This is a genomic window from Niastella sp. (genome assembly GCF_045805085.1).
GTDB lineage: Bacteria > Bacteroidota > Bacteroidia > Chitinophagales > Chitinophagaceae > Niastella.
Map to the genome: position 1 here is coordinate 1 of NZ_JBJMLX010000273.1, position 14,701 is coordinate 14,701.

At 45.9% G+C, this 14,701-nt stretch carries 8 protein-coding genes; all 8 read left to right on the top strand.

The window, feature by feature from the left end; all coding sequences use genetic code 11:
- The first annotated feature begins 226 nt into the window (after positions 1-226).
- Positions 227-3,346 carry a SusC/RagA family TonB-linked outer membrane protein gene (locus tag ACJ751_RS14225; RefSeq protein WP_407746163.1) on the top strand — a complete coding sequence of 1,040 codons (3,120 nt, stop codon included), beginning with the start codon at positions 227-229 and terminating at the stop codon, positions 3,344-3,346.
- A gap of 11 nt (positions 3,347-3,357) precedes the next feature.
- Entirely contained in the window at positions 3,358-4,812 is a 1,455-nt protein-coding gene (locus ACJ751_RS14230) for a RagB/SusD family nutrient uptake outer membrane protein (protein ID WP_407746164.1), read from the top strand.
- A 28-nt stretch (positions 4,813-4,840) separates the two neighbouring features.
- Positions 4,841-5,515, top strand: a complete 675-nt coding sequence (locus ACJ751_RS14235) for a hypothetical protein (RefSeq protein ID WP_407746165.1) — start codon at positions 4,841-4,843, stop codon at positions 5,513-5,515.
- A 241-nt stretch (positions 5,516-5,756) separates the two neighbouring features.
- Positions 5,757-8,222 carry a glycoside hydrolase family 2 TIM barrel-domain containing protein gene (locus ACJ751_RS14240; RefSeq protein ID WP_407746166.1) on the top strand — a complete coding sequence of 822 codons (2,466 nt, stop codon included), beginning with the start codon at positions 5,757-5,759 and terminating at the stop codon, positions 8,220-8,222.
- Between the two features lie 18 nt (positions 8,223-8,240).
- Positions 8,241-10,793 carry a glycosyl hydrolase family 95 catalytic domain-containing protein gene (locus ACJ751_RS14245; RefSeq protein WP_407746167.1) on the top strand — a complete coding sequence of 851 codons (2,553 nt, stop codon included), beginning with the start codon at positions 8,241-8,243 and terminating at the stop codon, positions 10,791-10,793.
- 55 nt (positions 10,794-10,848) lie between these two features.
- Positions 10,849-12,993, top strand: a complete 2,145-nt coding sequence (locus ACJ751_RS14250; RefSeq protein ID WP_407746168.1) for a TIM-barrel domain-containing protein — start codon at positions 10,849-10,851, stop codon at positions 12,991-12,993.
- 49 nt (positions 12,994-13,042) lie between these two features.
- Positions 13,043-14,224 carry an alginate lyase family protein gene (locus ACJ751_RS14255; RefSeq protein WP_407746169.1) on the top strand — a complete coding sequence of 394 codons (1,182 nt, stop codon included), beginning with the start codon at positions 13,043-13,045 and terminating at the stop codon, positions 14,222-14,224.
- Between the two features lie 91 nt (positions 14,225-14,315).
- The coding region (locus ACJ751_RS14260) for an alpha-L-fucosidase (protein ID WP_407746170.1) at positions 14,316-14,701 on the top strand (386 nt) is incomplete at its 3' end.

Below are 14,701 nucleotides of genomic sequence, written 5' to 3' on the forward strand. Positions count from 1 at the left end.
CATCACGGTTTTTTATTTACGTAGCGGACTGATTAAGATAAGATTAAAGCGTTTGCTAAAAATCACCAAATGTTAATATAGCTTACCATATTGTCAATTTAGCAACATTCAGCAACATAAATACTTCCTTACTTGCAGTAGTTGCACTATAAACTCTATTGTATAAACCGACTACATTTCACACTGTATTGAGCAGGGGTGTGATATGTAAAAAACTAACTGCTGTATGAAAAAGAAATCATTTTCTTCCTGGCGTTTTATTGCCCCACCACGCCGGGTACTTATTCTACTTCTGATTCTTATTGGTTGTTTACACCCCACATTTGCACAAAACACTACCGTTCGTGGAACGGTAAAAGAGGCCAATGGAAAAGGATTGGGTGCTATTACTGTTACAGTAAAAGGAACCACTGTAGGCACCAGCACCAACAATGAAGGTAAATTCAGTCTTACGGTTCCCGGATCAAAATCAGTATTGGTGTTTTCTTCAGTTGGCTACATCTCCAAAGAAATAACGGTAGGTACCCAAACCGACGTTACTGTTATTTTAACCGCCGGTAATACTTCTATGGATGAAGTGGTGGTAATTGGTTACGGTACCCAGCGAAAGAAAGATGTTACCGGAGCCATTTCTTCTGTTAGCGCAAAACAAATTCAGGAAAGGCAGGCAGTAAATATCACGGATGCCTTGCAGGGACAGGCGCCAGGTCTTCAAATTGCCCAGGAATCGGGCCGCCCCGGAGCAGCCAGTTCTGTGCGTATCCGTGGCATCGGCACCTTACAGGGCGGCGCAGACCCGCTGTATATTGTAGATGGCGCCCAGGGTGTAGATATAAACGGTATTAACCCCAACGACATAGAATCTATTGAAGTATTAAAAGATGCGGCCTCTGCAGCGATCTATGGTTCCCGTTCAGCCAATGGTGTGGTGATTATTACCACCAAAAAAGGCAGAGAGGGAAGGCCTACGCTCGATGTGCGTTACCTCACCAGCGCAAGCCAGTTGTCGCATAAAATACCACAATCAAATGCAGCCGAACGCCGTTTGCTGGATCAGAAGCGTAGTGCCAATGGTACCGGTGGCGGTTTAAATACCGATTCATTAAACCCTTCGTTCAATGCAGATAATGATTACCAGGACCAACTGACAAAAACTGCCAAACGCCAGCAGGTTGATTTGAGCCTGAGCGGTGGCTCACCTAATGTAAATTATTACGGAAGCCTGGGTTATTTGGATGACGAAGGAATTATCATTAATAGCTGGGCCAAGGCCATGCGCGGACGATTCAACATAGATTATAAAGCAACGCCGAAACTTACGTATGGTAACCGCATACAGTTTTCGTACACAAGCGAAAACCGGATCAATGAAGGCAATACCCTGAACCAGGCCATTCAGCGTCCGCCAAACTTTCGGGTGTTTTTTCCCGATGGAAGCCTGGCCACTCAGATCGGTGGCCGAAGAAATCCTGTAGCGGAGGCCCTGTTACGAAAAAATGAATACCAGACCCTGGATGGAAACTTCTATAATTATATTAGTTATCAGTTCCTGCCTGAATTGAAACTGACAGTAGATGCCAATGTAAACGCCAATTACATGCATCACCTGACATTCTCACCAAAATTATTGAGTAATACAACGATTGACAATGACGGCAGTGATGAACAGCAGTGGAAAACTTACTGGATGACCCAGGCTTATTTAAACTATAATAAAACACTGGCCGGTGACCATACTTTAACCGGCGTGTTGGGCGTGAGTGCCGACCGTAATTTTCAGCGTGGAACAAATATATTGGGAACCAATTATGTTACAGAAGAGGTTACAACACTCAATTCACCACAGCTATATGGTACGCCGCCAAATACGCTGGAAAAACGATATACTTCTGTTTCGGCGTTTGGCCGGTTGGGATATAGCTATAAAGGGAAATACCTCTTTAATAGTAATTTCAGGGCAGATGCCTCTTCAAAATTTGGTAAACAAAACCGCTGGGGTTACTTTCCTTCCGCTTCGGTTGGGTGGCGCTTTACTGAAGAGAATTTTATGCAATGGGTTACAAAATACCTCGATGAAGGAAAGATCCGCGCCAGCTGGGGTTTAACAGGCAATGACAGGATCGGAGAATATGATGCCATCAGAACGTATACATTCGGTAGCAATGACGATAACCCAACTGGTAACTGGTATAATGGTGTTTCAGGGGTAGCGCCTTCTGCCACTTTCGGTAACCCTGCTTTAAGCTGGGAAGAAACAAAACAATTCAACCTGGGAATGGACCTCACGTTCTTACATGGCCGCCTGACCATTACAGCTGATTATTATAATAAGATAACTGATAAATTGCTGTATCAGGCGCCCCTGCCCTACGAATCCGGCTTCGAGGAAGTGAATGTAAATATCGGTTCCATTCAAAACAAGGGCTTTGAATTCATAGTAAATGGTTACCCGGTACGTAATAATAAGTTCTCCTGGAACGTCATTTATAACATGTCGTTCAATAATGCAACCATTAAAAGCCTGTATGGCGGCGTGCCCATTGCCGCTACTAACTGGATCACCCAAGAGGGGCAGCGTTTAGGTGATTTCTATGGCTGGCAGGCGCTGGGTGTATATCAATATGATGAATCAAATGCCTACACCGATGATTGGGAGCAACTGACTCCCGTGTTCACCGCTGGTACTTTTAATGGTTATACGCTCAATGGCAAAGCATACAATGGCCATATAAACCAGTTGAAAACGCAGGGAAATGTTTTGAAGGGGGGTGATATGATATGGGCGAACAATAACAGGGATAGTGTGATTGACGACGCCGACCGGGTTCCGCTCGGCAATGCCCAGCCTAAATGGATAGCCGGTTTGTCCAATCAATTTTCTTATAAAAATTTCAGCCTGTCATTCAATATTTATGTAAGCTGGGGCGGGTTGTTGTACGACCGTGGCCGCCAGCAGTTGAATACCAATGCTACCAGCAATGTAACGCCCGATCCCGAATACATCCGCGATTCATGGTGGCATCAGGGTGATGTTACCAAATGGGCCGTAGCAAAAAACAATGGTATGGGTAATGCACGGGAATTAAGCAGTCAGTACCTGGAAGATGCTTCGTTCATTCGCCTGCGTAATGTGCGCCTGTCGTATACATTGCCTCAAAACATCATGTCCAAAGCAAAAATGAAGGGTGCCACCGTGTACCTGTATGGTAATAATTTGCTTACCTGGACCAACTACTTCTGGTATGACCCTGAAATTGCTTTCAATAACGCGTTGCAAATGGGGCAGGACAATGGCCGCTATCCGCGGAAAAGAGAATTTGGCGCCGGTATTAACCTGAACTTTTAAAATGTAATGAAATGAAAAAACTCCTCTATTATATAGCAGCACTGGGTTTGTTTACCAGTGCAGGATGTAAAAAATTTTTGAACCAGGAACCTATTTCTGACCTGGGGCCTGAAAGCTTTTGGAAATCTGCCGATGATGCTAAGTCTGGTGTAGCGGCCATATATGATGGTGTTCAAAAAACACTGAATGGCAATTATACCGATTGGGGCGATGCCCGCTCAGACAACTTTACGTATGGTGGTACGGGTGAAAACCAGATCAACGTAACACTTAATGGATTGAATTCGCTGACCGGAGCGGCCAACTGGAGCAATTTATATTTTACCATCGGCCGTGCCAACCTGGCCATTAAGTATATACCCGAAATTGCCTTAACGTCGAGTTTTACCCAGATTGTGCGGAACAATTATCTGGCGCAGGCATACGCCATCCGGGCTTATATGTATTTTTATGCCATCCGCCTGTGGGGCGGAGTGCCGGTTCGGCTGGAACCTTATGAAAGCCTGACTGAAGATCCGCTGGCACCCAGATCAGGTGCTGATTCAATCCTGAACAATATCATTATTCCTGACCTGGTAAAAGCCTACAGTTTGGTTGATAAAACAAACGTCACTGTATGGGAAATGAATGCAGGGGCCATTCTTGCACTGCAAACAGATGTATATATGTGGAAATTGGATTATGCGAAAGCCCTGGAGTCTTCCCAAAATTTGATTAACCTGTCTTTTAAGTATGATGTTTCCGCTAGTAATTCTACCGACTGGAAAAAAATATTTCTCGATCCGGCCAATACTAAAGAAGCCATCTGGAGCCTATACTGGGATTCACATGATGGAGGAAACGGTATCTCCAAAATAGGATCGGGCAGCAACACCTCCAACTATTATATCGACAGTACAGTCTTCATGCGTTATGAAAGCAATAAGAACGATATCCGCCGGGCTGTTACCTACGACACTGCTTTGGTGACTGCTGGTACAAGAATTATCCAGATTGGCAAATTCTATCCGCTGAATAGTTCGAACAAAGTGGTATACCCTACCAATGCGTTGAATAGTGCGTTATTACCGTTGTACCGCATAGCCGAAGTGCTGTTATTACGTGCCGAAGCGCTGAATAAAACCAGCGCCAGTAAAGCGCCTGTATTTACCATTGTAAATCGCATCCGTACGCTCAGGGGACTAACGCCATTGGTTCCTGCCGATTACCCCACCGATCGCGATGTGGAGACAGCCGTACTGAATGAACGCCAGTTAGAACTTTTTGCCGAAGGAAAACGCTGGTTTGACCTCGTTAGAACGGGCCGGGTGTTAGAAACAATGGACCCGCTAATACGCAATCGCCAGAAATTACTGGGTATCAGTCAAACCGGGTTTAATGATCCACGGAAAATACTCTGGCCAATTTCACGACAGGCGTTGAACAGGAACACATTACTTCGCCAGAACGAACCCTACTCGGAATAACCTATTTGTAAAAAAGAAAGCGATAACAATGAAGCATCAAATTATATATAGCACGCTGTTTATTGGTTTACTGATAGTTTGTATTACAGGTTGCAAAAAAATTGCGGGCCTGGAATTGCAGAAGAATACCGATCATAAAACCAGTACGCTTGATCCACATATTAATAAAACTGCCTGGCAGTATTTAAAGGAACGAAGCATATTGAACCAGCCAGATACTATTTTCAAAGGCATGTACGATGCCATTATTTATTCAGGTATCGATACCAACGAATATGTGCAACCAGGAAGGACCTTTATTTTTCTGCATAACGACGCTGTTTTCAGGGCCGCCCAGGCAACTGCTACCGATTGTTATTGGGGCCGTTATAAAGTGAACAATGCCGTGGCCAAAAGTTGGTCGCAGTATACGCCGCAACAGGTTAAAAACTGGTTATTATATTTGATCGTGCAGGGAGAATACAATTATGATAACCTCGGTTCAGAAAATGTGCAGGTAAAAACGCTGCTGCCTGAAGGAGCCGATGCCGCTAACCCCGGAAGTGATATGTACCTTTTGTTGTCGAATGACCGGGATTCAAAAGTGAGAGTGAATGATTTTATCAACAGCGTTCGGGTTACCATTGGCCGTACATCTGGTATATTAAGCGACAATGGCCCAATACATGTGATGGACAGAGTAGTGGAGTATGGGGTAAAATAAGCGTGGGCTTTATTGAAAAATTGTGTTTTTTTAAAATTGCGATTCTGGCCCTGGACTACCAATAGTTCGGGGTCAGAATTTTAAGTTTTTACAAAATAGATGCAACCCGGAAACGATTGCGTACAATCTGAGTACTGGAGTAAGGTTCTTACTTATCTTTCGGCGTAATCTTATTCCCCTTTTATCTCATCTCCTCCCCCAGCAGTGGGGAGGCAGGGAGGGGGCAAAAACGTAGTGAATAATGCAGAAACTCAAATGGTTGTTTTTATTGCTGATGGTGAACGCATCAGCCCGTGCCCAGCAATCGACCCGTTTAACAGGTAATTGGGAATTTTTAAAACAGGATGTAGGCGGCATTTGGGAAATAATGCGACCGGTAGGCAAAGGAAACCCGGAAAGCGTTCCCTTATGGATTCAAGTGCAACTGCCGCATTGTGTAAATGCAGAAGATGCAGTTGATCCGGATGTAAATTATTACCAGGGCCCCGCCTGGTACAGAACACAGCTTGATATCAATAATCCATACACCAATGGCCGTACCCTGCTTTTTTTTGAAGGCGCCGGACAGAAAACGGATGTATATGTGTACACTACCAAAGTTGGGTCGCATACCGGTGGGTACGATGAATGGTCGGTAGATATTACGGACGCCGTAGCGGCATTTAAAAAAATGTCCGTCTTTCAAAGCCAGTTCAAGGGAAATATTCCCATCGCCATCAAAACCGATAATTCAAGGGACCTGGAGATGATCCCTTCTAATTTGTCGGATTTTAACGTATATGGCGGAATTTACCGCTACCTAAACCTTGTATATACACCATCATTAGCTATAGACAAACTGTTCGCAAAAACCGAAACAGATAAATTTGGGAAATTAGGAAATGTAGCAGTAATCGCGAGGTTTTCCACCCCCCCTCCACCGGAGGGGGCCGGGGGGAGGCTGTCCGTTCTCATAAAACTCATAGACCCCACCGGAAAACCCGTTCAGCAAAAAGAAGTCCCGCTGACTACATTAACCGGTGATATTCACCTAGCTGATTTCACGCTGAAAACACCACAATTGTGGTCGCCGCAAAAACCATTGCTGTATACGGTGGAAGCAACCGTAACCACTGCGGAAGGCAGTTCTATTCAAAAAGAAAAAATAGGTTTCCGCAATTTTGAGTTCGTAGATCATGGACCATTTATGCTGAATGGACAACGGCTGTTATTACGCGGTACCCACCGGCACGAAGACCAGGCCGGCGTAGCAGCTGCCATGACAGAAGAGATGATGCGCCGGGAAATGATTATGATGAAAGAGATGGGCGTTAACTTTATTCGCCTCGGACATTATCAGCAATCACGCATTATTCTACATCTTTGCGATAGTTTAGGCATCCTGGTTTGGGAAGAAATTCCCTGGTGCCGTGGTGGTTTGGGGGGACCTGTTTACAAAGATCAGGCGCGCCGCATGCTTACCCATATGATTGAACAGCATTACAATCATCCGGCAATCATTATCTGGGGAATGGGAAATGAGAACGACTGGCCCGGCGATTTCCCTGAGTTTGATAAAGAGCAGATCAGGAATTTTATGAAGGAGTTGAATGATCTGTCGCACCACCTGGATGCATCCCGCAAAACAGCCATTCGCCGTTGCGATTTTTGTAAAGATATCGTTGATGTATACTCTCCCTCCATTTGGGCAGGCTGGTACCGCGGTTTGTTCACCGAATACAAACAGGCTACTGAAGAAGAATTTAAAAAAGTAAATCATTTTTTGCATGTGGAATGGGGTGGCGATAGCCATGCCGGCCGTCATTCAGAAAATCCCGATAAAGCGTTGCAAACAGTAAAAACCGGTAGTGGCGCCGATGAACGGGCCGGTGATGCAAGTTTGTATGGTGGCGCTGCCCGCGTATCGAAAGATGGCGACTGGAGCGAAACCTACCTCTGCAACCTGGTTGACTGGCATTTAAAGGAACAGGAAACCATGCCCTGGTTAACAGGTTCAGCCCAATGGCCCTTCAAGGATTTCTCAACTCCCGTTCGACCCGATAATCCCGTTCCTTATATGAACCAGAAAGGCGTAGTGGAACGCGATCTTACAAAAAAAGAAGCCTACTACGTATTTCAATCATATTGGACCACCCAACCGATGGCGCATATTTACGGCCATTCCTGGCCGGTACGCTGGGGTAATGAAGATGAGGAGAAAATGATAAAAGTATATTCCAATTGTGCCGAAGCCGAATTGTTTGTAAATGGAAAGAGTTACGGAATTAAAAAACGCAACAGCCAGGATTTTCCTGCCGCAGGTTTACGCTGGAATGTACCATTAAAAGGAGGCGCCCAGGAAGTAATGGTAATTGCCCGTAATGGAAAAATTGAAGTAAGGGATTCCATAAAATTTCAATACCAAACAGAGAAATGGGGCAAACCCGCCGGATTGATGTTGGAAAAACTCAGCGAAGCCAACGGCATAGCTACCATGCAGGTAAAACTGTTAGACAGTAAAGGCGTGCTTTGTCTGGATGCTGCCAACTGGATCCGGTTTAGTTTGGCCGGTGATGGTAAACTGATCGATAACCAGGGCACATCGAGCGGATCACGATTGGTGCAGGTATACAATGGCCGCGCCATCATTCGCGTACAAACCAATGGAGGCAAATCGGTGATCGGTGTAAAGAGTGAAGGATTGAAAACGGTATTTAAAGACCTGTAGGTCTCTCAGCTTAGACATATGAAATATAAATTAACGATATTCTGTTTCCTGGTAAATGCTTCGCTGTATGCACAACAAAGTGATGCAGGATTAAAGCTGTGGTACAACAAACCTGCAGATGCCTGGGAAGAAGCCTTGCCTTTAGGAAATGGTAAAACCGGGGCGATGGTCTTCGGTGGTGTGGCTACCGAACGGCTGCAGTTAAACGATAATACTTTGTGGTCGGGTTATCCCGAAGCAGGTAATAATCCTAATGGACCCATCATATTGCCACAGGTTCGGCAGGCCGTGTTCGAAGGCGATTATGAAAAGGCAGCTGCCTTATGGAAAAAAATGCAGGGCCCTTATTCCGCCCGTTATTTGCCATTGGCTGATCTGTGGTGGCGTTTGCAGTCGAAAGATTCCTTGCCGGCTTCCTATTATCGGGAACTGGATTTGAACAACGCAGTAGCCACCGTTCGATATAAAATTGGCGATGTGCAATATCAGCGCGAAACGTTTATCAGCTACCCGGCTAAAGTGCTGGTGATGCGGATCACTGCCGATAAAAAAGGGATGATCGATGGCGTGCTTGACCTGACGAGCAAATTACATTTCAAAGTAAAGACTACAGCGACTGATTACCTGGTGCTGCAAGGCAAAGCCCCAAAATTTGTAGCCAACCGGGATTATGAACCGCAACAGGTAGTGTATGATTCCGCGAATGGTGAAGGCATGAATTTCGAAGTGCATGTTAAAATAAAGACCGACGGCGGCAGGGTAGAACAAAGTGGTAATACATTAAAGGTACGCGGCGCCAATACCGTCACTATTTATTTGTCAGAAGCTACCAGCTTTAATGGCTTTAATAGATCGCCTGGCTTGGAAGGTAAAGATCCGGCTATTGAAGCGAAGGCCAATCTGCAAAAAGCATTGGAGCTTTCTTATGAACAACTAAAAGGAACGCATATTCGCGATTACCAGTCTCTGTTCAAACGGGTTGAATTGAAATTGGGCGCCGACAATGGCGCAGCCAAACTGCCCACCGATGAACGCCTGAAACAATATGCATCGAATCCGACCGACCAGCAATTACAGGTATTATATTATCAGTTTGGCCGCTATCTGTTAATAGCCAGTTCAAGACCTGGGTCAAGACCAGCTAATTTGCAGGGTATCTGGAACGATCATGTTCAACCACCCTGGGGCAGTAACTATACAACGAATATCAATACAGAGATGAATTACTGGCTGGCGGAGAATACCAATTTATCTGAGTGTCATCAGCCGTTATTCGATTTCATGAAAGAGCTGGCAGTGAATGGAGCGCAAACCGCCAAAGTGAATTACAATATTTCTGAAGGCTGGGTTGTGCATCATAATTCTGATCTGTGGGCAAAAACCTCACCGCCCGGCGGCATGGATTGGGACCCGAAAGGAATGCCTCGCTGGAGTTGCTGGCCCATGGCAGGCGCCTGGTTAAGTACGCATCTCTGGGAGCATTATTTATATACCGGTGATAAAACTTTTTTGAAAAATGCCTGGCCTTTGATGAAAGGCGCCGCGCAGTTTATGCTGCACTGGTTAATAACCGATCCCGCAAACGGATCCCTGGTCACCAATCCATCTACCTCGCCCGAAAACACCATGAAGATAAAGGGCAAGGAATACCAGGTAGGTATGGCCACTACAATGGATATGAGTATCATTCGCGAATTGTTTACCGCGGTTATTAAATCAGGTATTGCATTAAACACCGATGAAGCATTTCGTACCCAGGTAATTAAAGCAAAGGAGAAATTATATCCATTTCATATTGGCCAGTATGGACAGTTGCAGGAATGGAATAAAGACTGGGACGATCCCAATGATAAGCACCGGCATCTTTCACATTTGTTTGGTTTGTATCCCGGCAGTCAGATCAACCCATCCACCACACCGGAGTTGGCAGCGGCAGCCAAACAATCGTTGATCTTTAGAGGCGATGTAAGTACCGGTTGGTCTATGGCCTGGAAAATAAACTGGTGGGCGCGTTTGCAGGACGGCAACCATGCCTATAAAATATTGAGCGACGCCTTTACGTATATTGATCCCCGAATAACAAGAGATGCCATGAGTGGCGGCGGCACCTATCCAAATTTGTTCGATGCGCATCCACCCTTTCAGATAGATGGAAACTTTGGCGCCACAGCAGGTATCACCGAGCTATTGTTGCAAAGTCATAATGGAGAACTCGCATTATTACCCGCCTTACCCGATGCCTGGAAGAACGGTTCCATAAAAGGAATAAAAGCCCGTGGCAATTTTGCCGTAGCCATTGACTGGAAGGATGGAAAGTTATCAAAGGCTACCATCACTTCATTGCTGGGTGGTCCCTGCCGGATCAGTGCATCACAACCTGTTAAAGTAGTAGAAGCGACATCGAAGAGATCAACGGGCAGCAATGCGAATGCGTTGAATACTTCCTATGGGCAACCACCATATGAAAAGAATCAACAGGCGAAGTTGGTGGATCTTAAAGTGCCGGTGCGGTATACTGTTGATTTTGCGACTGAGAAGGGAAAGATATATACGGTGGTGCCAGTTGAGTAGTTGACCAGGACTTTCACGTTTGCCGTTTCACGTTTCACGATTTACAACAAGCCATATGTATATAGCAAAGCGATTAGTATTAATTATTGCATTCGTATTCGAAATAACTCTTGTCCACGCCCAACTTGCCTGGACGGAAACCGCCCCGGGTGTATGGAAAGCAGTGGCCGGTGTACCCGAAAATTATGACCTGTTAAAAGCTTCGGGTGCTACGCCCAATAAAGAAGGGTTATCGGCCATAACGCAGGCAACATTTCCATTAGCGCAAACCGATATCTCCATAAAAGTAGTAGATGGCAAAACCTACCTGCGGTTTCCCTTGCAAAAAGAAGAGCAGTTGTACGGTTTTGGCTTGAACTTTCAAACCGTTCACCAACGGGGAAAGATATTGCAATTACATGTTGACCACTATGGCGGAAAGGACAATGGCAGAACGCATGCGCCGTCGCCCTTTTATGTGTCGTCAAAAGGATATGGCGTATTCATCAATTCCGCCCGCTATTTAAATATTTATGCAGGAACGGCGGTGCACAAAGACAGCAGGAATGCGCCTGTTGCCAAAGACCGGAATACCGATAAAAGCTGGAGTGCCCGTCCATATTCAGATGCGGTAGAAATACTGGTGCCGGCAGCAGGAGTGGAAGTATATGTATTCGGCGGTCCTACGCCGTTGGATGCCGTTCGCCGGTTCAACCTGTTTAATGGGGGCGGTTGTTTACCGCCTCGTTGGGGCCTGGGTTTTACGCAACGTGTGAAAACTTTATATACGTCCGATGAAGTGAAGAAAGAAGTAGCGGCATTCAGAGAGAAAGGTTTTCCGCTTGATTTTATTGGGTTGGAACCCGGCTGGCAAAGCAAAAGTTATCCCTGTACTTTTTCGTGGGACAGCACGCGCTATCCCAATCCGGCCGGTTTTGTGCAGGACCTGTTAAAAGAAAATATCCGCGTTAACCTCTGGACAAATCCCTATGTGTCGCCCGATGCACCTTTTTACAAAGCCATTGTTCCGTACAGCGGTTCACACACCGTATGGAACGGACTGGTGCCGGATCTTACTACGGAACAAGGCCGTACGCTGTTTTTTGACCAGTTAAAAAATAACCAGGTCAATATAGGTGTGAGCGGATATAAGATAGACGAAGTAGATGGCTACGATTATTACCTGTGGCCCGATGTGGCTACCTTTCCATCAGGTGTAGCTGCCGAACAAATGCGCCAGACCTTTGGCTTGCTGGTACAGCGCTACAGCACAGAAATGTATCATCAACAGAATAAAAGGACCTTTGGCCTGGTGCGGGGTTCCAATGCCGGTGGCGCTTCCTTCCCTTATGTTATTTACAATGATTATTATAATCATGAAGATTTTATAACGGCGCTTATCAACAGCGGTTTTGCCGGCGTGTTGTGGACGCCCGAAGCAAGAGCATCTAAAACATCGGAAGAATGGTTACGCCGTTTTCAAACGGTGGTGTTTTCACCCATGGCTATGATCAATGCATGGGCCAGCGGCACCAAACCCTGGTCGTACGAAGATGTGGCCGAACCCATAAAGCAACTGGCGTTATTACGCATGCAAATGATGCCTTACTGGTACACCGCATTTGCCCGGTATCATTTTCAGGGTATTCCGCCCTTCAGGGCCATGAACCTTGAAGAAGGTTTTGTGCCCGAAGCAAAAAAAGAGAACGGCAATACCAACCTCGAAGAAAATCCCTATGCTGAAGCGGTATCAAAAGAGATCAAGGATCAATACATGGCAGGTGATTATTTATTGGTAGCGCCTTTGTTCACAGGGCAGAAGACGCGCAAAGTGGTGTTGCCCAAAGGCAGGTGGTACGATTTCTATACCGGGGCTTTTGCCGGTGATGGTGAGGTAATAACTGTTACGCCTGGCCTGGATAAAATACCTGTATATGTAAAAGACGGCGCCATTATTCCCCTAATGAAACCGATGTTACATGCACCGGCCGCAGGAGAGAAGGTTGATCTGACTGTTCGCTTTTATGGCGAAAAGCCAGGTTCATATCAGTTGTACGATGATGATGGCGAAACCTATAATTATGAAAAAGGCGATTTCAGCTGGCGCGAAATAAAAGTGGAGAAGGATAAGGCAGGGAAGTGGAAAGGGTCTATTGCTGCTCCCCTGAAAGGAAAACCCAATACAGTTGGTAACGTGACATTTGAGTATATGACGAAATGAGTTGGCCAGTTAGGGTAGGAGGGCCATTCACGATCTTAAACAAGTAATTATGAATTATAAACGAGTGCTCATTTGTTGGCTATTGTTTACAGGTATAACAAACATCCAATGGCGACCAATAGACAACAAAACCGACTACAAAGCCGAAGTAATGAAAACGCTGCGCAAGCAAATACTCGCGCAGGCAGCTTGGGCTATGCAACAACAACCTGTTACAGTAACCGCGCAACATTCACCAAGAAGTGCAGGTGGTAAACACGATTTCTTTTCAGAAGGAGATTACTGGTGGCCCAATCCACAGTCGGTTGATAGTCCATATGTGCAGCGCGATGGCATGAGCAACCCGGATAACTTTGTGGCGCACCGGCAGGCTATGATCCGGTTAAGCCAGCTCGTTGGCGCATTGGCCTCTGCATATGAACTCACCCATGATGATAAATATGTAAAACAGGCATTACAACATTGCAGGGCCTGGTTTGTAGATACGGCTACTATGATGAATCCCAGCCTGCAATTTGCCCAGGCCATCAAAGGCCGGTTTACCGGCAGGGGTATTGGCATCATCGACACCATTCAATTGATGGAAGTAGTGCAGGGATTGGAAGCCATGGAAAATGCAAAAGGCATGGATCATCAATTGCTGGAAGCCATCCGGCGCTGGTTTGAGCAATACCTGCAATGGTTAACAACCCATCAGCATGGTAAAGATGAAATGAATGCTGCCAATAACCATGGCACCTGCTGGGTAATGCAAACCGCTTGTTTCGCAAAGTTCACGCACAATGAAAAGCTGAAGCAGTTTTGTCGCGACAGGTATAAAACTGTGTTACTGCCCAACCAGATGGCAGCCGATGGCAGCTTTCCCCAGGAACTGCGCAGAACAAAACCCTATGGCTATTCGATCTTTAACCTCGATGCCATGACTACCATTTGCCAGATCCTTTCCACCAAAGAAGACAACCTGTGGAACTTCAGCACACCGGATGGCCGTAACATTCGCAAGGGGGTGGAGTACCTGTATACTTTTGTTGCCGATAAAAGCAAATGGCCCAAACAACCGGATGTAATGTATTGGGATAACTGGCCGGTAGCCCAACCATTCTTGCTGTTCGGCGCCAATGCTTACGGCAATAAAGACTGGTTTGTCACCTGGAAAAAACTGGATCATGCACCGGAAGTAGAAGAAGTGATTAGAAATTTACCTGTCAGACATCCATTAATATGGTTGTAAGATTCATATGCAGCTGTGAATCTGCCCCCCTCCACTGGAGGGGGATGGGGGGAGTCCCTAAGACAATAACTAGAAACAATGAACTTAGAATATGATACAGAAAACTTTAATTATACTGGCATTATCTTTATTAACGCTGAGCGCCTTCTCCCAGGGAGATGAGGACAAAGAAATGTTCAACCGGGGCCGGCAACGTGATCAGCAGGCGATTGATGAAGCAGTAAACGGCTGGTGGACTGCTTCCATGAAAAATCATGATGAACGTATAGCCTGGTGGCAACAGGCACGTTTTGGCATGTTCATTCACTGGGGCATTTATTCGTTGCCAGGAGGCGAATGGAAAGGACAAAAAGTAGATGGCTATGCCGAGCACCTGATGCGTAAGGAGAAAATTACCCGGGCCGATTATCTGGCATTAGCCCATCAGTTCAATCCCGTGTTGTTTGATGCCGATGCCTGGGCGCGTCATGCAAAGGA